Origin of the sequence: Agrobacterium rosae, from assembly GCF_002915175.1 — a bacterium.
GTDB lineage: Bacteria > Pseudomonadota > Alphaproteobacteria > Rhizobiales > Rhizobiaceae > Agrobacterium > Agrobacterium rosae.
In genome coordinates this window covers 348,435-368,776 of the sequence record NZ_NXEJ01000004.1, presented here as the reverse complement: position 1 = coordinate 368,776, position 20,342 = coordinate 348,435, and the positions used below count along the sequence as shown (strand labels likewise).

17 protein-coding genes are annotated in these 20,342 nt (G+C 57.1%); 12 read left to right on the top strand and 5 right to left on the bottom strand.

Going from position 1 to position 20,342, the window contains the following annotated elements; all coding sequences use genetic code 11:
* From plsY to rpmG, 8 genes are all read left to right on the top strand, one after another.
* The gene (plsY, locus tag CPJ18_RS09115; protein WP_167397863.1) at nt 1-618 is read left to right on the top strand and encodes a glycerol-3-phosphate 1-O-acyltransferase PlsY; all 618 of its coding nucleotides are present in this window, start codon (nt 1-3) and stop codon (nt 616-618) included.
* Nucleotides 619-651: 33 nt separating this feature from the next.
* On the top strand, nt 652-1,794 hold the full coding sequence (gene dprA, locus CPJ18_RS09110) for a DNA-processing protein DprA (RefSeq protein ID WP_103657791.1): 1,143 nt from the start codon (nt 652-654) through the stop codon (nt 1,792-1,794).
* 445 nt (nt 1,795-2,239) lie between these two features.
* Entirely contained in the window at nt 2,240-4,951 is a 2,712-nt protein-coding gene (gene topA, locus CPJ18_RS09100) for a type I DNA topoisomerase (protein WP_103657789.1), read from the top strand.
* Nucleotides 4,948-7,299 (top strand): ribonuclease R, encoded by a 2,352-nt coding sequence (gene rnr, locus CPJ18_RS09095; protein WP_103657788.1) that lies wholly within the window; start codon nt 4,948-4,950, stop codon nt 7,297-7,299. Before topA ends, rnr begins: the two co-directional genes overlap by 4 nt.
* Nucleotides 7,300-7,318: 19 nt before the next feature.
* The gene (locus tag CPJ18_RS09090) at nt 7,319-7,759 is read left to right on the top strand and encodes a DUF983 domain-containing protein (protein ID WP_103657787.1); all 441 of its coding nucleotides are present in this window, start codon (nt 7,319-7,321) and stop codon (nt 7,757-7,759) included.
* 51 nt (nt 7,760-7,810) lie between these two features.
* Nucleotides 7,811-8,446 carry an NUDIX hydrolase gene (locus CPJ18_RS09085; protein ID WP_103657786.1) on the top strand — a complete coding sequence of 212 codons (636 nt, stop codon included), beginning with the start codon at nt 7,811-7,813 and terminating at the stop codon, nt 8,444-8,446.
* Nucleotides 8,447-8,455: 9 nt separating this feature from the next.
* Nucleotides 8,456-9,628, top strand: coding sequence for an MFS transporter (locus CPJ18_RS09080; protein ID WP_077101186.1), 1,173 nt, complete (start codon nt 8,456-8,458; stop codon nt 9,626-9,628).
* 89 nt (nt 9,629-9,717) lie between these two features.
* On the top strand, nt 9,718-9,885 hold the full coding sequence (gene rpmG, locus CPJ18_RS09075; RefSeq protein WP_003496403.1) for a 50S ribosomal protein L33: 168 nt from the start codon (nt 9,718-9,720) through the stop codon (nt 9,883-9,885).
* A 791-nt stretch (nt 9,886-10,676) separates the two neighbouring features.
* On the opposite strand, the gene CPJ18_RS09070 is transcribed toward rpmG, so the two are convergent.
* Both CPJ18_RS09070 and CPJ18_RS09065 read right to left on the bottom strand, forming a co-directional pair.
* The gene (locus tag CPJ18_RS09070) at nt 10,677-12,044 is read right to left on the bottom strand and encodes a PleD family two-component system response regulator (protein ID WP_103657785.1); all 1,368 of its coding nucleotides are present in this window, start codon (nt 12,042-12,044) and stop codon (nt 10,677-10,679) included.
* Between the two features lie 15 nt (nt 12,045-12,059).
* Complete coding sequence (locus tag CPJ18_RS09065) at nt 12,060-12,431, bottom strand: response regulator (RefSeq protein ID WP_067642545.1); 372 nt, start codon at nt 12,429-12,431, stop codon at nt 12,060-12,062.
* A 130-nt stretch (nt 12,432-12,561) separates the two neighbouring features.
* Here CPJ18_RS09065 and CPJ18_RS09060 point away from each other — a divergent pair, with 130 nt between their 5' ends.
* Nucleotides 12,562-12,870 carry a DUF3572 domain-containing protein gene (locus tag CPJ18_RS09060; RefSeq protein WP_103657784.1) on the top strand — a complete coding sequence of 103 codons (309 nt, stop codon included), beginning with the start codon at nt 12,562-12,564 and terminating at the stop codon, nt 12,868-12,870.
* Between the two features lie 4 nt (nt 12,871-12,874).
* Here the strand turns inward: CPJ18_RS09060 and CPJ18_RS09055 are convergent, their stop codons facing one another.
* Together CPJ18_RS09055 and CPJ18_RS09050 are read right to left on the bottom strand one after the other, a co-directional pair.
* Nucleotides 12,875-13,150, bottom strand: coding sequence for a BrnA antitoxin family protein (locus CPJ18_RS09055; RefSeq protein WP_077117031.1), 276 nt, complete (start codon nt 13,148-13,150; stop codon nt 12,875-12,877).
* Entirely contained in the window at nt 13,116-13,538 is a 423-nt protein-coding gene (locus tag CPJ18_RS09050) for a BrnT family toxin (protein WP_245445370.1), read from the bottom strand. Before CPJ18_RS09050 ends, CPJ18_RS09055 begins: the two co-directional genes overlap by 35 nt.
* On the opposite strand from CPJ18_RS09050, the gene CPJ18_RS09045 reads away from it, so the two are divergent.
* The 3 genes from CPJ18_RS09045 (at nt 13,537) to CPJ18_RS09035 (ending at nt 16,567) form a co-directional block, all read left to right on the top strand.
* On the top strand, nt 13,537-14,823 hold the full coding sequence (locus tag CPJ18_RS09045; protein ID WP_103657783.1) for a DNA polymerase IV: 1,287 nt from the start codon (nt 13,537-13,539) through the stop codon (nt 14,821-14,823). The two genes, CPJ18_RS09050 and CPJ18_RS09045, sit on opposite strands and share 2 nt — an antisense overlap.
* Nucleotides 14,824-14,956: 133 nt before the next feature.
* Complete coding sequence (locus tag CPJ18_RS09040; protein WP_245445369.1) at nt 14,957-16,186, top strand: L,D-transpeptidase family protein; 1,230 nt, start codon at nt 14,957-14,959, stop codon at nt 16,184-16,186.
* A 90-nt stretch (nt 16,187-16,276) separates the two neighbouring features.
* On the top strand, nt 16,277-16,567 hold the full coding sequence (locus tag CPJ18_RS09035) for a hypothetical protein (protein ID WP_103657923.1): 291 nt from the start codon (nt 16,277-16,279) through the stop codon (nt 16,565-16,567).
* A 16-nt stretch (nt 16,568-16,583) separates the two neighbouring features.
* On the opposite strand, the gene dnaE is transcribed toward CPJ18_RS09035, so the two are convergent.
* Nucleotides 16,584-20,078 (bottom strand): DNA polymerase III subunit alpha, encoded by a 3,495-nt coding sequence (gene dnaE / locus CPJ18_RS09030; protein WP_103657782.1) that lies wholly within the window; start codon nt 20,076-20,078, stop codon nt 16,584-16,586.
* Between the last annotated feature and the right edge of the window lie 264 nt (nt 20,079-20,342).

Genomic DNA, 20,342 nt, shown 5'->3' with positions numbered 1-20,342 from the left:
ATGAACGCATTGACTGATTGGCAGACTGCGCCTGCGCTTCTCGCTCTGGCTGCCGTGATTGGCTATTTGCTTGGATCTATTCCGTTCGGGTTGCTCCTGACGCGGGCGGCTGGGCTGGGGGATGTTCGCAAGATTGGCTCTGGCAATATTGGTGCGACCAATGTTTTGCGCACGGGCAACAAGAAGCTGGCGGCCGCGACGTTGTTGCTGGATGCGTTGAAGGGCACTGCAGCGGTGCTGATTGCCAATGCGCTGTGGGGTTATGAGGCCTCACTGGTTGCTGGTTTCTTTGCGTTTCTTGGGCACCTGTTCCCTGTGTGGCTGGGCTTTAAGGGCGGCAAGGGCGTTGCTGTCTATATCGGCGTTTTGCTGGGCGTTGCACCCTTGATGATGCTGGCCTTTGCGGCGATCTGGATTGCGACGGCTTTCCTCACGAAATATTCCTCTCTTTCCGCACTGGTTGCAATGCTTGTCATTCCGGTTGCATTGTGGATATTAGGACCGGAGAAGACGGCTCTGCTGGTAACGCTGCTCAGCGTTATCTCCTGGTACATGCACCGGGAAAACATCAAGAGGTTGCTGGCGGGGACTGAAAGCAAGATCGGTAAAAAGGGCTGAGGCGAACCGTCTCGCCCTGATGGGGGTTGAGACATGCCGCACGATGGCGATACCAAACGCGGCATTGCGTTGACCGACAGGCAACGCGTTGCATGGTTGCGGCTGATCCGTAGCGATAATATCGGTCCCGTCACCTTTCGCGAACTCATCAACCATTTCGGCAGCGCCGAAAAAGCGCTGGACGCCCTGCCCGATCTTTCGCGTCGGGGCGGATCGGCACGCAGTCCGCGCATTGCCACGGTGTCAGAAGCGGAACGGGAGATCGATGCTGCGGAGAGATTTGGCGCGCGGTTCGTCGGTATTGGTGAGCCGGATTATCCGCCAGCGCTGCGCGAAATAGACGGCGCACCGCCGATTATTTCGATGAAGGGTTCGGGGCGCACGGCGATCCGGCCTTCTATCGGCATCGTCGGGTCGCGTAACTCCTCCATCAACGGGTCGAAGTTTGCGGCCATGCTGGCACGCCAATGCGGCCAGGCCGGATATAGCATTGCGTCTGGTCTTGCCCGCGGCATCGACGCCGCCGCCCATGCTGCGAGCCTTACCACCGGCACCGTGGCAATGCTGGCGGGCGGGCTCGATAAACCCTACCCTCCGGAAAACCTGAGGCTGCTGGATGAAATCTATGGCAATGACGGCACCAGCATCAGTGAAATGCCATTTGGCTGGGAGCCACGCGCGCGGGACTTTCCGCGTCGCAACCGGCTGATTGCGGGCGTTTCCATGGGTGTGCTGATCGTGGAAGCCGCGGACAGGTCCGGCTCGCTGATAACGGCACGGCTTGCAGGTGAATTCGGACGCCTCGTCTTTGCTGTTCCGGGCTCGCCGCTGGATGCGCGTTGCCATGGGACCAACCGGCTGATCAAGGATGGGGCAATGCTGGTGACGGAGGCTGCCGACATATTGGACGCGCTGCGGCCCCTGATGGAGCCGATGCTACCCATTCAGCATGTGGCGAGTGAAAGCTCCGAGGATATCGACATATCACCACCCGGTGACGATGACCGCAGCATCATTGCGTCGGCGCTTGGACCATCACCCGTGGAGACGGATGACATTATTCGCCATACGGGGTTGCCAGCATCCACCGTCTATCTGGTGTTGCTGGAACTGGACATTGCCGGTCGGCTAAATCGGCATTCCGCGGGTCGTGTTTCGCTTGTCATGGCTGACTGACAGCTCTCGCCGGCCTGACTGAATGTCGCCCGCCTCAATATAAGCCGTTTCTATGAGGTAACATAGCATGTCGGCACCCTCGCGTTCGCCGACTATGCGCAGTTCAGCCAGCATCTGCCTGATGTAAGCAAGATTTTCCGATGTCTGCTGCTGCCTGCTCTGGCTGCTGTTTTGTGCGCTCACGACCATATTGACCTCAATTGAACCAATGGAAAGCGACGTTAGGAAAAAGAGCGTCGCTCAACTGGAGCAACCATAACTTGTTTATCTTTAATTGCAAATGAGAATTAAATCCCCAAAAAGTTGCATCGTGTTGTAATGGCAGAAAAACGCCCCTTGCCTCTTGACCCAAGCGCATTACCTGTCCATGTCGAAATAAAGGTAGCGTTGTTGCGGCTCAAAAGCGGCAAGGCATGTTAACGGGCAAGTTCCGAAAGAAGAAAATATGAATGTCGTCGTCGTAGAATCTCCGGCAAAAGCCAAGACGATCAACAAGTATCTTGGCCCAGGCTATAAGGTGCTCGCATCGTTTGGCCACGTTCGCGATCTTCCCGCGAAAGATGGTTCGGTGCTTCCCGATCAGGATTTCGAAATGCTCTGGGAGGTCGATCCGGCTTCGCAAAAGCGCATGAAGGAAATCGCCGATGCCGTGAAGGCCTCCGACGGATTGTTTCTCGCGACCGACCCGGATCGCGAAGGGGAAGCCATTTCCTGGCACGTTCTGGACCTTCTGAAAAAGAAGAAGGTGCTGGGCGACAAGCCGGTGAAGCGCGTCGTTTTCAATGCCATTACCAAGAAGGCCGTGCTGGATGCGATGGCCGATCCGCGCGATATCGATATCCCGCTGGTAGATGCGTATCTCGCCCGCCGTGCACTGGACTATCTCGTCGGCTTCAATCTTTCTCCCGTTCTGTGGCGCAAGCTGCCAGGTGCGCGTTCGGCTGGCCGTGTTCAGTCGGTATCGCTGCGTCTGGTCTGCGACCGGGAATCGGAAATCGAGCGTTTCGTTTCGGAAGAATACTGGAACATTTCGGCACTGTTGAAGACGCCGCGTGGCGATGACTTCGAGGCGAAGCTGGTGTCTGCCGATGGCAAGCGCCTGCAGGCCAGATCGGTGAAAACAGGCGATGACGCCAACCGGCTAAAGACATTGCTGGAAGGTGCGACCTACACCGTGGATACGGTCGAGGCCAAGCCGGTCAAGCGCAACCCCGGCCCTCCGTTCACGACATCGACGTTGCAGCAGGCCGCCTCATCACGCATGGGCTTTTCCGCCTCGCGCACCATGCAGGTTGCGCAGCGTCTTTACGAAGGTATCGACATCGGCGGCGAGACTGTCGGTCTCATTACCTACATGCGTACCGATGGTGTGCAGATGGCACCGGAAGCCATCGATGCAGCCCGCAGCGCCATTGGCGAACAGTTCGGTGCACGTTATGTACCGGAAAAGGCGCGTATTTATTCCACCAAGGCCAAGAACGCCCAGGAAGCCCACGAAGCCATTCGCCCGACGGACTTCAGCCGCACGCCGGATCAGGTCAAGAAATACCTCGATGCCGACCAGTTGCGTCTTTACGAGCTGGTCTGGAAGCGCGGTATCGCCAGCCAGATGGCGTCTGCTGAGATTGAACGGACCACGGTCGAGATTCTGGCCGAAAACAAGGGCGAGAAGGCTGGCCTTCGTGCTGTCGGTTCGGTTATTCGCTTCGATGGCTTCATTGCCGCCTATACCGACCAGAAGGAAGATGGCGAGCAGAGCGACGATGGTGACGAAGATGGCCGTCTGCCGCAGATCAATGCCCGCGAAGCCCTCGCCAAGCAGAAGATCAATGCCAGCCAGCACTTCACCGAGCCGCCACCGCGTTATTCGGAAGCATCGCTCATCAAGAAGATGGAAGAGCTCGGCATCGGCCGCCCTTCCACCTATGCGGCAACGCTGAAAACGCTGAGCGACCGCGAATACATCATCGTCGACAAGCGCAAGCTTGTACCGCATTCACGTGGACGGCTGGTGACGGCGTTCCTCGAAAGCTTCTTCACCAAATACGTGGAGTACGACTTCACCGCCGATCTGGAAGAAAAGCTCGACCGGATCTCGGCAGGTGAACTGGACTGGAAGCAGGTTCTTCGCGACTTCTGGAAGGACTTCTTCGCTCAGATCGAAGACACCAAGGAACTGCGCGTTACCAACGTGCTGGACGCGCTGAACGAAGTGCTGGCACCGCTGGTGTTTCCGACCCGTGAAGATGGCTCCGATCCACGCATCTGCCAGGTGTGCGGCACGGGCAACCTTTCGCTGAAGCTCGGCAAATACGGCGCTTTCGTCGGCTGCTCCAACTACCCGGAATGCAATTTCACCCGCCAGCTAAACTCGGATGGCGCGGAAGCAGAAGCTGCGGCGTTGAACGAGCCGAAGGCGCTGGGTGCGGACCCGCATACGGGCGAAGAGCTGACATTGCGCTCCGGTCGTTTCGGACCTTACATTCAGCGTGGCGATGGCAAGGAAGCCAAGCGGTCGTCGCTGCCGAAGGGCTGGGCGCCTGACGACATCGATCACGAGAAGGCGTTGGCACTCATCAACCTGCCGCGCGACATCGGCAAGCACCCAGAAAGCGGCAAGATGATTTCGGCGGGACTTGGTCGTTATGGACCGTTCCTGCTGCATGATGGTGGTTACGCCAACCTTGAAAGCATCGAAGACGTATTCTCCATCGGCCTCAACCGCGCAGTGACAGTGATTGCCGAGAAGAAGGCATCGCCGGGCCGTGGACGTTCGTCCACTCCTGCTGCGTTGAAGGAACTGGGCGACCATCCGGATGGCGGCGCGATTACCGTGCGTGATGGCAAGTATGGCCCTTACGTCAATTGGGGTAAGGTCAATGCGACCATTCCCAAGGCGCAGGCACCTGACACGGTGACGCTGGACGAAGCGCTGGTGCTGATTGCCGAGCGCATTGCCAAGACCGGCACCGGCAGCAACGGCAAGCCCGTGAAGGCCAAAAAGGCCGCAGCGCCGAAGAAGGCCACCAAGGCTGCGAGCGCCGATGGCGAGACGAAGGCCAAGCCTAAGGCGGCAGCGAAACCAAAAGCGGCTGCAAAGCCCAAAACAGCGGCCAAACCAAAGGCAGCACCAAAAGCGAAGAAGGCAGAATCTTGAGCAAAGCACCGCGTAAGACATCCGGCTCGGCGGGCGATGGCTTCGGCCGCACCGGTCGCGGGAAAAAAGTTCTCGAATCTGCTGGTATCATCCACGGCGAGGTTCCGCCACGCGACGTGCTGCTAAAGTTCATCGCTGAGCATCCTGATCAGGCCTCCAAGCGCGAAATCGCCAAGGCCTTCGGGCTGAAGGGCGAAACGCGTATCGTTCTTAAGGCTCTGCTGAAAGAGCTCGAGACCGATGGCATGGTGCACAAGAGCCGCAAGTCATTGATGAAGCCAGGTGGGCTACCGCCTGTGACCGTGCTCGACATTACCACCCGCGACAAGGATGGCGGCCTGATCGGTCGTCCCGCCGAATGGCCGGAAGAGAACGGGGCGGCGCCTGCCGTCATCATTCGCCAGTCCTCTGCCGACCGCCAAAAGGGCAAGGCGCCGGTGGGCGGCATTGGCGACCGCGTGCTGGCAAAGATTTTCCCGTCCAAGGAGGCCGGTGGCCCCGCCTATACGGCGCGCATCATCAAGCTGATCGATAGACGTCAGGGCGGATCGCTGGGCGTGTTCAAGGAAACGCCGGGTGGCGGTGGCCGCCTGATGCCGATCGAGCGTCGCGGCGATGAAATGGTCATCGATCCCGATGGTGTCGGCGATGCCAAGGACGGCGATCTGGTAGAGGTGGAAACCTCTCGCAACAGCGGTCGTTATGGCCTGCCGCGCGCCAAGGTTCTCTCCGTCGTGGGCTCTGTCGCGTCTGAAAAAGCGATCTCGATGATCGCCATTCATGCCCACGGCATTCCGCATATCTTCCCATCAGACGTGCTGGCCGCTGCTGATGCCGCCAAGCCTGCGACGATGGCGCACCGTGAAGACTGGCGCAAACTGCCACTCATCACCATCGACCCAGCGGACGCCAAGGACCACGACGACGCTGTCTATGCCGAACTGGACCCATCGCCCGACAACCCGGATGGCGTGATCGTGACGGTCGCGATTGCCGATGTGTCCTACTACATCCGTTCCGGCTCACCGCTGGACCGTGAAGCGCTGAAGCGCGGAAACTCCGTCTACTTCCCGGACCGCGTCGTGCCGATGCTGCCGGAGCGTATTTCGAACGATCTCTGCTCGCTGAAGGAAGGCGTGGATCGCCCTGCTCTTGCCGTGCGGATGGTGTTTTCCAAGGAAGGCCGCAAGGCCAGCCACACCTTCCACCGTATCATGATGAAGAGTGCGGCGAAACTCTCGTACCAGCAGGCGCAGGCCGCGATTGACGGTAACGCTGATGACAAGACCGGCCCGATGCTGGAGCCTATCCTGCGTCCTCTGTGGCATGCCTATGAGGTGATGAAGATCGGTCGTGACCGTCGTCAGCCGCTTGAGCTGGATATGCCGGAACGCAAGATCATTCTGAAATCCGATGGCACGGTCGATCGGGTGCATGTTCCTGAACGTCTCGATGCGCACAAGCTGATCGAAGAAATGATGATTCAGGCCAATGTCTGCGCCGCTGAGACGCTGGAGCTGAAAAAGCAGCGTCTGGTCTACCGCGTGCATGATGCGCCGACGATTGCCAAGCAGGAAGTGCTGCGCGAGTTTCTCACCACCATCGGCTTTTCACTGGTCAAGGGCGGGCAGGTTCGCGCCAACTCCTTCAACGGTATTCTGGCGCGCGCAGTCGATACGCCGCATCAGATCATGGTCAACGAGATGGTGTTGCGCTCGCAGAGCCAGGCGATCTACAGCCCTGACAATATCGGGCATTTCGGCCTGAACCTGATGAAATACGCGCATTTCACCTCTCCGATCCGTCGTTACGCCGACCTTATCGTGCACCGTGCGCTGGTGGGTTCGCTGGGCTTGGGTGAAGGCGGCATCACGCCACAGGAAGAGGCGACGCTGGCCGATGTGGCTGCTGAAATCTCGACCTTCGAGCGGCGGGCCATGGCGGCTGAGCGCGATACGGTCAACCGGCTGATTGCTCATCATCTTTCCAAACGCGTGGGCGAGGAGTTCGAAGGTCGGGTCGGCGGTGTCACCAAGGCGGGACTATTTGTCGCGCTGCCACAGTTTGGTGCTGACGGCTTTGTTCCTATATCTACGCTGGGTACGGACTATTACATCTATGACGAGGCGCATCAGGCTCTGACGGGTGAAAAGACCGGACTTGGCTATCAGCTGGGCGATACGGTTCAGGTTCGCCTTGCTGAGGCCGTGCCGCTTGCCGGTGCCTTGCGGTTTGAAATGTTGAGCGATGGCAAGAAACTGCCGACAGCGACACGTTCCTTCCACAAGACGACGCGCCGCACCAGCGGCCCGACACCCGGCACGAGGCCACCACGCAGACGCAGATAACAGTCCAGAGGACAAGCGCATGACGACGACCGAGACGCAGACAGTGCAGTATGGTGGCAAACCGGAAGAGCGTCCGCTGGGTCGTTCGATCATGCGCGGCATGCTGAGCCGTTGCCCGGCTTGCGGCAACGGCCGTTTGTTTCGCGCTTGGCTGAAGCCTGTCGACAATTGCGCGTCCTGTGGCGAAGACATGCACCATCAGCGTTCCGACGATCTGCCGCCCTATATTTCGATCATGATTCTCGGCCACGTCGCGGTCGGCGGTTTCATGATGACAGATACGGTGTTTCTGGTGCCGATGTGGGTTCACTTCGCTATCTGGGTGCCAATCACAGTTCTCGTCGCGCTGCTGACGATCCAACCGATCAAGGGCGGCGTCATCGGCCTGCAATGGGCCTTGAAAATGCACGGCTTCAGCAATGAGCCGGAGAAAAAGCAGATCGACGGTTCGTCTCATTGATCCGGCGTGGCACCCGTGCGTTCCGAGCCATCGCCTGAGACCTCGCCCTACATGCGTCCCAAAGATGCAGCCTCCATCCTTCTTCTCGACAGGTCGAAGGACGGTATACGCGTGCTGGTTGGCAAACGCAGCAGCGCACATGTGTTCATGCCTGACGTGTTCGTGTTTCCCGGTGGACGACGGGATGCCCGTGACCACGCTTTGCCCTATAGTGGCGATCTGCACCCAGCCGTCCGTGACAGACTTATCCGCGCCGCTTCCCGGCCATTGACGGTCTCAGGCGCGCGCGCACTGGCGCTGGCGGCCATTCGTGAGCTGCATGAGGAAACCGGCCTGCGCTTCGGCAATGCCGCAGGTGAGCCGCAACCACCCGATCTGTCCCGCCTGCGCTTTGTCGCGCGCGCCATCACGCCGCCCGGCAGAATAAGACGTTACGATACGCGCTTCTTCTGCTGTTTTACCGATGAAGTTGGCGTGGATCCCGCCGCTATCAGCGATTCGGAAGAGCTGCTGGACCTGCAATGGCTTGACATTTATGACAATACCAGTCTGAACATGGCGCCGATTACGCGCATGGTTCTCGAAGATGTCACAAAGTTCATGATAGGTGATCATTCGTTACAATTCGAAAGCCCGGTGCGACAATATTTCGAGCGTCGCGGCATATTTATTCGTGGCTTTCTATAAAAGGTCTCCATGTCACATCCCAAATGCGACGCCGACGATATTCACTGGCCATCGCTTATTGCCGCCATATCCGCCATCAGCGCCGTCGGCATCGCCATCGGGCTGGGTCTACCGCTTCTGAGCATCATTCTCGAGAAGCGCGGCATCTCTTCCACGATGATCGGCCTCAACACTGCAATGGCCGGTGTCGCCGCGATGATGGCCGCCCCCATCACCAGCAGGCTGGCGCATGAATGCGGTGTGGCCCGCACCATGATGACCGCAGTTGTCGTCTCGGCCATCAGCGCCTTGGGTTTTTACTTTGCAGACGCGTTCTGGATGTGGTTCCCGCTGCGAATCGTCTTTCATGGCGCAACGACCATGCTGTTCATCCTGTCGGAATTCTGGATCAACGCCGCAGCGCCACCCAAACGGCGCGGCCTTGTGCTGGGAATGTATGCGACAGGCATGGCCGTTGGCTTTGCCGGTGGGCCATTGCTGTTCTCAGCGCTTGGCAGTGATGGCATAACGCCGTTTCTGGTTGGCTCTGCGATCATCTTGCTGGCTGCGATTCCCATCTATCTCGCGCGGCATGAAAGCCCGGATCTGGACGAAAAGCCGAACCACCATTTCGTGCGCTACATCTGGCTTGTGCCAATGGCGTCTGCTGCGGCCTTCGTCTACGGCTCTGTTCAGGCGGGAGGGCTCTCGCTGTTTCCGGTCTATGCGACTCGCGAAGGTTTCAGCGAATCGCAGGCCGCCCTGCTGCTGACCGTAATGGCCATCGGCAACATGGCATTCCAGATTCCCATCGGCATGCTCTCCGACCGTATCAAGGACAGACGCATACTTTTAGGGCTCATGGCGCTGACAGGCGTCATAGGCACGCTTGCGCTGCCTTTGCTGGTGGATAACTGGATGTTGCTGTCATCTATGCTGCTGCTGTGGGGTGGCTGCGTATCGGGCATGTATACGGTGGGCTTGACGCATCTGGGCTCTCGCCTGACCGGCTCGGACCTCGTTGCGGCCAATGCGGCTTTCATCTTCTGTTACGCCGTCGGCACCATCGCCGGCCCACAGACAGTCGGCATTTCCATGGATGTTCTCGGAACTGATGGTTTTGCATGGGCTTTGGCGATGTTTTTCGCGCTTTACGTGGTTCTTTCCATTGCCCGTTCGGTTTTCGGATCAAAACAGACTTGACTTTTCAGGCGCGATCCGTAGTTTCGCGCCAGATTTAGCCGGGGTCCAACAGGGCCGCGGACTCACTATTTGTTAAAGGCAGGACGACTATGGCGAAAGCTACAACAATCAAGATCAAGCTGCTGTCGACGGCCGACACCGGTACTTTCTACGTCACCACCAAGAACAGCCGTACGTTCACGGACAAGATGACAAAGACGAAGTACGATCCAGTCGTACGCAAGCACGTTGAATTCAAGGAAACGAAGATCAAGTAATTTCCTTCGCATAGCATGCAAAAAGACGCGCCCTTCGAGGCGCGTTTTTTTATGCCTGTGATTCTCGCAAAACCAACTCGATGACCATGACGAACGCAGCCTGCGGCCAGTGGCGCAAGCCGTCAGATATTCAAATGGTAAATTGGTGGAGAACAGGAAAGTGGGTCGACCGGGACAGCAATGACAGTACGAGGAACCGTTCACTGCGTCACCGGTCGACCAACCCCAAGACCCAGGAGATGCGGCGGACCTGAGCACCATGGGGTATTCAAACAGTTTGCTTTCCATGAAGGAAAGACGTCGTCCGAAGACCACCTCTTCTGCTTGATCACAACGACTGAAACGAGCCGCCAGTGCAGAAGTTATCTTGTTGATGAAGTGTTGCGCACGGCCCGAATAAAATCAACAAGTTATTAATCGAATGACCTTTTCATCTGTCGATATGGTTAAATATCCCGCGATGACACAAAGAAATTCATGAATTAGTGCATAAAGATACATAATAAAGCCCATCAATATTACTGGGAAAACCGTATACATTCAAAATGATGTTTAAAAAGATTCCCCACGCGTCGCAAAAATGCGAGCAAATATAGAGATCGTTCGCGCCTGGTGAGATTCAGAATGCAATTCTATTCTCTAAACCGAGAGGGATCGCAGCCGCATGGTGACGAAAATTCAGAAGTATCACTTAGCGATGTTACAAAAATAACATCGGCATCACGAATGCGATAGGTCAACACTATTATTGTGGATAACGATCAGCTCACGACATGAATTTGAGCTGAGAGCTAAGCCGCAGAGGCGACCACGCGGTTGCGGCCTGAGCTTTTCGCTTCGTACATGGCCCGGTCTGCCTGCCGCATCAACTGCTCGGGCGTTTCCACCGATCCGGTGTTGGTGGCTATGCCCAAGGACGCCGTCAGGTGAAGTTCCCGGCCGGAGCGAAGAACGAAAGGCTTGTCCTCGATGATCGAGCGCAAGCGCTCTGCAACGGCGGAGGCCATCTCGACCGACGTGTCAGGCATGACGACGACGAACTCTTCACCACCATATCGGCATGCGAGATCGGCACCGCGCACGGTCGATCGGAGCCGCGTCGCAAATTCGCGCAGCACCTCATCGCCCGCATCGTGGCCATAGGTATCGTTGACCTGCTTGAAGCGATCGATGTCGGTGATGCAGACGGACAATGACCGTTCGCGTGCGACAGCCCGGTTGAACAGAATTTTCAGGTGATTGTCGAGATAACGGCGATTGTTGAGGCCCGTCAGGGCATCGATGACGGCCAGCTCCATCGTCTGATCGAGATTTTCGCGCAGCCTGTTGTTGAACCGCTTGCGTTTGATCTGCGTCAGTGTGCGAGCCACCAGTTCATTCGGGTCGATCGGACGAACGATGTAATCGTTGACGCCAAGCTCCAGCGCACGCACGATCATCGCCTCGTCGCCCTGCTCCGTCACCAGCAGCAAGGGCAGGAAGCGTGTCCGCTCCAATGAGCGAAGCTGCGAACAAAGCCGCAGAGGGTCGAAATTATCGAAATTGGAATTGACGATGACCATCTCGTATTCGTTTTCGGCAGCCTCGAACAAAGCCGCGGCCGGATCCGTCAACGCGAATACTTCGGCAACCGGCTTCAGCGCCTTGATGATCCGTTCCTGCGAACTGGCACGGCCATCGATCAGCAGAACACGGCCCGGCTGCTCGATCTGAGCAGCCTCGGAGATCGGATCTGCCGCGCCAATGGATTTTGCCGTCTGCGCCCGCGTCCGCAATTCGTCGCTCATGGTCTTGAGGCGCACGAGGCTTTTGACACGGGAAATGAGCTGGAGATCGTTGACGGGCTTCGTCAGAAAATCATCGGCACCGGCCTTCAATCCACGGACGCGATCCGCGGCCTGATCGAGCGCCGTGACCATGACGACGGGAATATGTTCCGTCGCCGGATTAGCCTTCAGGCGCTCACAGACCTCGAAGCCATCCATGTCGGGCATCATGATATCCAGAAGGACGATATCGACCTGCTCGCTGTTGCAGATCGCCAATGCCTTGGTGCCATTGTCTGCGCACAGAACGTCGAAATATTCAGCCGACAACCGCGCCTCGAGCAGCTTCACATTCGTCGGAATATCATCAACGACCAGAATTCTCGCAGTCATTCGTCCAACCCTGCTTCACATATCGCCAAGATATGTTTTGATCGTTTCGATGAATTTCGGGACTGAAATGGGCTTGGAAACATAGGCTTCACATCCGCCCTGACGGATCCGCTCCTCGTCACCCTTCATGGCAAATGCCGTGACCGCGATGACGGGAATGACGTGAAGCTCGTCATCTTCCTTGAGCCATTTGGTGACTTCAAGGCCTGACACTTCCGGGAGTTGAATGTCCATGAGGATAAGATCGGGACGGTGTTTACGCGCCAGTTCCAGCGCTTCCATGCCATTACGCGTTTGAATGGTGGTATAGCCAGACGCCTCGATCAGGTCGCGAAAGAGCTTCATATTCAGCTCATTGTCTTCAACTATCATGACCTGCTTGGGCATGGACCAGTCCTCGTTTCGCTTTGAAACCTATTCATGGACATATAGGGTGTCCGGAGAACCGATTCCATTATCCCCCTAGAACGGTACGCTAGTGAGATTTGGTTGAGAAATAGGTAACTTCAGTAAACAAATGTCGCACGATACGAAAAACAACAGGGTCGCCTTGAAAGACAGCCACGAAACGGCGATCGCCATACTTGGCTGGTTGGCAAGCGAGCCGGATATGCTTGGGCGTTTTCTGGCCCTGACAGGTCTACAGCCCAACATGCTGCGACAGTCCGTCAACGATCCCGGCTTTCTCGCAGGCCTCACGGATTTCGTCATGAGCCACGAACCGGACCTGATGGCATTTTGCGCAGCGACCGGCACGAAACCCGAGGATGTCGAAGCCGCATGGCACCAATTGTCCGGGCCGGGGCTGAGTTCTGGCGAGTATTGAGCTCTCAGGATCGCTGGGAGCCCCGTTTCAATACCGTCTGAGCATAGGACTCCAGCACGGAGTTCATGCGGGTTTGATACCCTTTACCTGTGGCCTTGTAGGCCTCAACGACCGACTTCTTCACCCGCAACGTAATCTGTTGCGTTCCTTCGGGTTCGACATATGTCGCATTCTGCCAGAAGGTTTCGTCAAGTTCGGGAATATCGCTGTAGTCTATTTCATCGTCAGGCAATGCGGCGAGTTGCTCAAGGGTCAACTCTTTTTCGTACTTCTTCGTCATAGCGCCTCCTTTCTCGGCGATTGGCTGAACGGGCAGAAATCAATCTCGTCTTTCCTGCGCGATCGGTATGGATGACAGCCAACACCACAAGGCCGTCAATCTGACCGATCGAGTGGTATCGCGTCTCCGCATAGTCATTCCGATCATCGATCCAAGTTAGAACCGGTCCGTCAAATATTCGAACCGCAAGCGAGAAGCCTATGCCGTGCTTTTCCACATTGAGTGTGTTCTTTTCCTTGTCCCATTCAAACATGCGCAACCTTGGAACTACAATTGTAACTACTTTATCGAAAAATGCTATGGAAGATCTGTGTCGCAGGATGCCCTCTTGAGCACGCAAAAGCAAAGGATTAAGGTACTGAACGTTCCCTTTTTGTTTCTGAGCCATGGCCGCTTCACTTTCGACCTATGATCCCGGTTTCTGCCGAGACTGTCTGGCTGGCCAGCCGGAGGGGATGAGGCGTTGCCGTATGTGTGGCAGCCCTCGCCTTGTCTACCATGACGAACTCTATGACCTCCCCATTGCCCACATCGATTGCGATGCGTTTTATGCATCGGTGGAAAAGCGCGACGATCCGGAGCTTGCAGACAAGCCGCTGATCATCGGTGGTGGCAAGCGGGGTGTGGTTTCGACGGCATGTTACATCGCCCGTATTCATGGTGTTCGCTCTGCCATGCCGATGTTCAAGGCGCTGGAGGCCTGTCCGCAGGCTGTGGTCATCAAGCCGGACATGGAGAAATATGTGAAGGTTGGTCGCGAAATCCGCGCCATGATGCAGGATTTGACGCCGCTGGTTCAACCGATCTCCATCGATGAAGCGTTTCTCGATCTGTCCGGCACAGAGCGGCTGCACCATGATCCGCCTGCCCGCGTGCTTGCCAGCTTTGCCCGGCGGGTGGAAAAGGAAATCGGAATTACCGTGTCTGTGGGGCTTTCCTACTGCAAATTTCTGGCGAAGGTCGCCTCCGACCTGCAAAAGCCACGCGGGTTTTCCGTCATCGGCGAGAAGGAGGCGATGGCCTTTCTTGGCAACCGCCCTGTCACGACGATCTGGGGCGTGGGGAAAGCCTTTGCGGCGACGTTGGAAGCGGATGGCATCCGCATGATTTCACAGTTGCAGGAGATGCAGGAAAGCGACCTGATGCGCCGTTACGGCTCGATGGGACAGCGCCTGTTTCGGCTTTCGCGCGGCATAGACGACCGGGATGTCCACACCAATGATCCTGCCAAAAGCGTGTCTTCCGAGACGACCTTCTTCAACGATATGTCGCGCCATGACGACCTGGTGCCAATCCTGCGCTCGCTCTCTGAGAAGGTGGCGTGGCGACTGAAGAAGAACATGGTTGCGGGTCACACAGTCGTTTTGAAAATGAAAACGGCGGATTTTAAATCCCGCACCCGCAACAAGCGACTGGAAGACCCGACGCAGCTGGCCGACAGGATATTTCGCACTGGCCTCTCGCTGCTGGAAAAAGAAACGGATGGCACGAAATTCCGGTTGATTGGCATCGGCGTGACGGACCTTTGCAATCCCGATCTCGCCGATCCGCCAGACCTGGTCGATAAAAATGCGGGACGACGGGCCGCCGCAGAAGCGGCCATGGACAAGCTGCGCGACAAGTTCGGCAAGGGCACGGTCGAGACCGGCTACACCTTCGGTACGAAAAAATAAGCGTCGTACACGGCGTCGTGAACTTTATTTAAAAGTTTCCTTAAATCCCAACGGCTATTGTTGTGAGACTTGCCCTTAAGGCTCCCGTGCCCGCCGTTTTCGGTGGCATGTTTTGTATTGCGTTGGAGTGAACATGATGTTGCGTGCGTTTGTGGGAGCCTGCCTCCTCTCGACTTCCGTTCTGGTACAATCAGCCCTTGCCGGCGATGTGCGCAGCTTGCAGATCATCGTTTCAAAAAACGAGCAGACACTCAGCCTCTATGAGGACGGCGCTTTGATCTCGACCTCGCAAGTCTCGACCGGAAAATCGGGCCACGAGACGCCGAGCGGAATTTTCTCCATTCTGGACAAGAAGAAATATCACGAATCCAACATCTACTCCGCCGCTCCCATGCCGTTCATGCAGCGCCTCACATGGTCGGGCATAGCGCTTCATGAAGGACGAGTGCCGAACTATCCCGCCTCACATGGCTGTATCCGCTTGCCGACAAAATTTGCAAAATCGCTGTACGGCATGACGACGCGTGGAGTGCATGTCATTGTTTCCAATGCGGATGTCGCGCCACGCGCCATCAACCACCCTGCCCTTTTGCAGCCCAAAAACAAAGATCAGGAAGGGCTGATGTTGTCAGACGTCGAACTTCGTCCGGCCAATTTCGACGCGTCGCTGAAGCTGGTGGAAGTTGCCGTCAACCAGACGACAAGTGCGGTCAAGCCGGCGGCTGTGCGAGAAGCGGAAGGCTCTCCTTTGCGCATCCTCATCACCCGCCGCGGTGACCGCGAGAAGATCATGGATGCCCAGAATTTGCTGACGACGATCGGCTTCGACGCAGGCGTGCCGGATGGCTATGCCGGGCAGATGACAGTCAGCGCCATCAATGGCTTCAAGCGCTGGAAAGACCTCAAGACCACCGGCCCGCTTTTGACGGATGATTTCATCGATGCACTCTATGCGTCGGCTGGCGCTGAGGCGGCACCAAACGGACAGATCATGGTTCGGCAGGATTTCAAGCCGCTGTTCGAAGCGCCGATCCACATCAAGGACCCGCATGTCGCACTCGGCACCCATTTCTTCGAGGTGATAGACGTGGACCGGAAAAGCGGCAAGGCGCAGTGGAACGGGCTGACGCTGGAAAACCACCTGCCAGCGGGCGCGAAAAAGCGTCTTGGCATCGATGAAGAGAATGCGCCGGGCACGTCCGATCAGCTGCGTGCTGTTCTGGACCGCATCGATATACCGACACCTGTTCGACAGCAGCTGGAGGCATCGCTTTCAACGGGCAGCTCCATCACCGTATCCGATCTCAGCCACGGGCTGGAAACAGGACAGGGAACGGACTTCATCACCATCACCCGTGACTGACGGACCGAGACCCGACCAATTCAGAGTTTCTGGAACGAAGTTTGAAAAATGGCGTTGAACTGGCATCACATCCTGCGTGGGAGCCAGAAAATGAACATCAAATATGTAGCGGCGGCAATTCTGGGATTGGCCTGTGTCTCGGCAGCCGAGGCACCGCAAAATTATAGGGTCTATGCCGGGCCGGACGTAACAAGCGACCCAATTATCCTCGAGGTCTATGACCGGGCCCTGGCGAACTGCACCTATGAGGCCAGCACGCCAACACGTGGCACCGTTTACACCGCCTCTTACATCTACAACGCAGCGCTTAGAGCATGCCTCTCACGCCATGGCTTCAGCGACCGCGGCAGCAATGCCTATCCGACCAACAGCCTGTTCTAGAACTGGTTGTCTCGAACTAGATTAGCTCGACATCAATGACGCCTGCGGCGGAGCGGAAGGCTGCGCCGATTTCAGGCGAGATACGATATTTCCCTGGAAGTTCAACTTCGATCTCTCGCTGACCGTCATCCTTGATGACGACGAAATAAACAGCACCATCTCCCCGGTTGAGGTGAGGAACCAGTGTCTTCAGCGGGCTGGAATCGCGGATGAAGACGCGCAGCGCCTTTTGCATTTGGACGGATTTCTCCTCCAGCGACTGAGCCGTCTGAATGCGAAGGCCGATGCCCTCCGGCCGCTCTTCCGCCTGCACAGTGACAACAAGCGATTTGCCGACCTCCAGCAGATCACGATATTGAGCAAGGCCTTCGGAAAACAGTACGGCCTCATACTGGCCGGATGCGTCGGAGAAGGTGACGATACCCATCTTGTTGCCGGTTCTCGTCTTGCGTTCCTGCTTGCCGGTGACGGTGCCAGCCAAACGACCAGCGGTGGCACCCTGTTTCACGGCGGCGGTAAAATCGGCAATGTTCTGAACCCGCAGCTTATCAAGAACGGCGCGGTAGGTATCCAGCGGATGGGCGGTCAGATAGAAGCCCAGCACCTGATATTCTCGCAGCAGCTTTTCCGATGCGAGCCAAGGCTGGTAGGCAGGAAGCACGAGCTTCTCCGGGCCGCTTGCGCCACCTGAACCGAACATATCGTGCTGACCGCTGACCCGGCGGCTCTGCGCCAGTTGCGCATAACCGATGATACGGTCCAGCCCGCCGATCAGCTCCGCGCGGTCCTTGCCGAAGCAATCGAAGGCACCGGCATTGATGAGGCTTTCGAGAACGCGGCGGTTGATCTGTTTGGGGTCGATCCGCAGGCAGAAATCTTCGAGGCTGGCGAAAGGTGTTTCGCCGCGCGCTTCGACGATGTGATCAACCGCGCCTTCACCAACACCCTTCAGCGCCGCCAGCGAATAATAGATGCGGTTTTCGCCGGGCTCAAAACGACGGTGCGATGTCTGCACCGACGGCGCGACGATCTCGATTCCCATCCGGCCAGCATCCTGGCGGAAGTCGTTGACCTTTTCGGTGTTGGCCATATCCAACGTCATTGACGCCGCCAGGAATTCGACCGGGAAATGCGCCTTCATATAGGCGGTCTGGTACGACACGATGGCATAGGCGGCGGCGTGGGATTTGTTGAAGCCGTAATTCGCAAACTTCGCCAGCAGATCGAAAATGGTGTTGGACTGCGCTTTCGACACATCGTTGCGCATCGCGCCTTCCACGAAACGTTCGCGCTGCTGGTCCATTTCCTCCTTGATCTTCTTACCCATGGCGCGGCGCAGAAGATCGGCTTCGCCGAGCGAATAGCCAGACAGAACCTGGGCGATCTGCATCACCTGTTCCTGATAGACGATAACGCCCTGCGTTTCCTTCAGCAGGTGATCGATGGTCGCATGGATCGACTCGATCTCTTCTTCGCCGTGTTTACGGGCATTGTAGACCGGGATGTTTTCCATCGGTCCCGGACGATACAGCGCAACAAGCGCAATGATGTCCTCGATGCAGTCCGGGCGCATGCCGATCAGCGCCTTGCGCATGCCCGCACTTTCCACCTGGAACACGCCGATGGTTTCGCCGCGCGACAGCATCTCGTAGGTCTTCACATCCTCCAGCGGAATGGCCGCCAGATCGACAGCAACGCCGCGCCTTGCAACGAAATCCACCGCCACTTTCAAAACCGTCAGCGTTTTCAGTCCAAGAAAGTCGAACTTCACCAGCCCGGCACTTTCGACCCATTTCATGTTGAACTGCGTGACCGGCATGTCCGAGCGCGGGTCTCGGTACATCGGCACCAGCTTCGACAGCGGGCGGTCACCGATGACGATACCGGCGGCGTGGGTGGACGCGTGGCGATAGAGACCTTCGATCTTCTGGGCGATATCGAGAAGGCGCGCGACGACCGGCTCCTTGTCGGCTTCTTCCTGAAACCGCGGCTCTTCCTCGATGGCTTTGGACAGCGTCGTCGGGTTGGCCGGATTGTTCGGCACCAGCTTACAGATGCGGTCCACCTGCCCGTAGGGCATTTCCAGCACACGGCCGACGTCGCGAAGCGCCGCACGGGCCTGCAACGAACCGAAGGTGATGATCTGTGCCACCTGCTCACGGCCGTACTTCTTCTGCACGTAACGGATCACCTCTTCGCGGCGATCCTGACAGAAGTCGATATCGAAGTCGGGCATCGATACGCGTTCCGGATTGAGAAAGCGCTCGAACAGCAGCGAGAAGCGTAGCGGGTCGACGTCGGTAATCGTCAGCGCATAGGCGACGAGCGAGCCCGCACCTGAACCGCGGCCCGGGCCAACCGGAATATCCTGGTTCTTGGCCCATTTGATGAAGTCGGCAACGATGAGGAAGTAACCGGGAAACTTCATGCGCTCGATAACGCCGAGCTCGAAGGCCAGCCGGTCGCGATATTCCTGTTCAGTATAGCCCGGTGCCATTCCGAGCGCTGCCAGCCGTTGATCCAGACCCTCGACCGCTTGCCGGCGCAGTTCCTGCCCCTCGGCACGGTCGGCCTCATCGGGATCTTCACTGGCACCGGTGAAGCGCGGCAGGATAGGTCCGCGTTTTTTCAGGACGTAGGAGCAGCGCTGGGCAATCTCGATGGTGTTTTCCAACGCTTCTGGTAGGTCGGCAAACAGCGCCATCATCTCTTCTCGGCTTTTGAGATAGTGGTCGGGCGTCAAGCGAAAACGGCTATCATCGGAAACGATGGCGTTGTGAGCCACGGCCATCAAAGCATCATGAGCATCATAATCCGCGCGTGTCGGAAAGAACGCTTCATTGGTGGCGACAAGCGGAACATCATGTTCGTAGGCCAAAGTCACCATGCGACGCTCATGCACACGATCAAAATTGCCTTGACGCTGCAGCTCGATATAAAGCCGGTCGCCGAACAGTTCCTTCAGGGCAAGAAGCCGTCTGGTCGCCTGAGCCGTATGACCTTCTTTGAGAGGCATATCGATCGGACCACCCGATGCACCGCTGAGGACGATCAGGCCAGCATTGTCGCCCTCCTCCAGCCACGCCTTGGTGATGCAGACAGAGGGCCCGGTGGTTTCACCATCCAGATAGGCACGGCTGATCAGGTCGACCAGACGCTCGTAACCTTGCGCATTGGCAGCCAGCACCACGATTGCCGGCAGCTTTGCCAGATTGTTATGCCCCCGCTTGTCATCGGTGGCATCCTGCATGTCGATGGACATCTGGCAGCCGATGATGGGCTGCAAGCCTTCGTCTCGCGCCTTTTCGGAAAACTCCAGCGCGACGAACAGATTGTTGGTATCAGTAATTGCAATGGCGGGCTGACCGTCAGAAACGGCCTTCGCCATGATTTTCTTCAAGGGCAACGCGCCCTCGAGAAGAGAATAGGCCGAGTGCACACGCAGGTGGACGAAGCCGGGCGTCTTCAGGTCTATACCGGCGGTTCCGCCGCTTACTAAAATCTCGCCCATCAACCGTCATCCCGTCATTCTGAATCAGCGGGATTTTCGGATTTCCTGACGGCAATGTCCACTGCCCACAGGTAGCTTTACACGTCATTTCATTTATGAAACGACGCTGACTTATCACATAGAAGTGAGGATTACCGAAAAGCTGGTAACAAAAACAGCGATGGAAGCGAAGGCAGCAATGTCACGGATGATGTCGGTCATTTGTCTCTCCATACTCGTTATGTTCTAACTTTGTTCTCATTTCGTTTCGTTGTCAACTGCTTA

Excerpts from the sequence above, each read along its gene's own strand:
- CPJ18_RS09085 (WP_103657786.1), top strand. The coding sequence starts at position 7,811 with ATGCGTCCCAAAGATGCAGCCTCCATCCTTCTTCTCGACAGGTCGAAG.
- CPJ18_RS09065 (WP_067642545.1), bottom strand. The coding sequence starts at position 12,431 with ATGCCCAAGCAGGTCATGATAGTTGAAGACAATGAGCTGAATATGAAG.
- CPJ18_RS09040 (WP_245445369.1), top strand. The coding sequence starts at position 14,957 with ATGATGTTGCGTGCGTTTGTGGGAGCCTGCCTCCTCTCGACTTCCGTT.
- CPJ18_RS09080 (WP_077101186.1), top strand. The coding sequence starts at position 8,456 with ATGTCACATCCCAAATGCGACGCCGACGATATTCACTGGCCATCGCTT.
- rpmG (WP_003496403.1), top strand. The coding sequence starts at position 9,718 with ATGGCGAAAGCTACAACAATCAAGATCAAGCTGCTGTCGACGGCCGAC.
- dprA (WP_103657791.1), top strand. The coding sequence starts at position 652 with ATGCCGCACGATGGCGATACCAAACGCGGCATTGCGTTGACCGACAGG.
- CPJ18_RS09050 (WP_245445370.1), bottom strand. The coding sequence starts at position 13,538 with ATGGCTCAGAAACAAAAAGGGAACGTTCAGTACCTTAATCCTTTGCTT.
- CPJ18_RS09055 (WP_077117031.1), bottom strand. The coding sequence starts at position 13,150 with ATGACGAAGAAGTACGAAAAAGAGTTGACCCTTGAGCAACTCGCCGCA.
- plsY (WP_167397863.1), top strand. The coding sequence starts at position 1 with ATGAACGCATTGACTGATTGGCAGACTGCGCCTGCGCTTCTCGCTCTG.
- CPJ18_RS09070 (WP_103657785.1), bottom strand. The coding sequence starts at position 12,044 with ATGACTGCGAGAATTCTGGTCGTTGATGATATTCCGACGAATGTGAAG.
- CPJ18_RS09045 (WP_103657783.1), top strand. The coding sequence starts at position 13,537 with ATGGCCGCTTCACTTTCGACCTATGATCCCGGTTTCTGCCGAGACTGT.
- CPJ18_RS09060 (WP_103657784.1), top strand. The coding sequence starts at position 12,562 with ATGTCGCACGATACGAAAAACAACAGGGTCGCCTTGAAAGACAGCCAC.
- dnaE (WP_103657782.1), bottom strand. The coding sequence starts at position 20,078 with ATGGGCGAGATTTTAGTAAGCGGCGGAACCGCCGGTATAGACCTGAAG.
- CPJ18_RS09090 (WP_103657787.1), top strand. The coding sequence starts at position 7,319 with ATGACGACGACCGAGACGCAGACAGTGCAGTATGGTGGCAAACCGGAA.
- CPJ18_RS09035 (WP_103657923.1), top strand. The coding sequence starts at position 16,277 with ATGAACATCAAATATGTAGCGGCGGCAATTCTGGGATTGGCCTGTGTC.
- topA (WP_103657789.1), top strand. The coding sequence starts at position 2,240 with ATGAATGTCGTCGTCGTAGAATCTCCGGCAAAAGCCAAGACGATCAAC.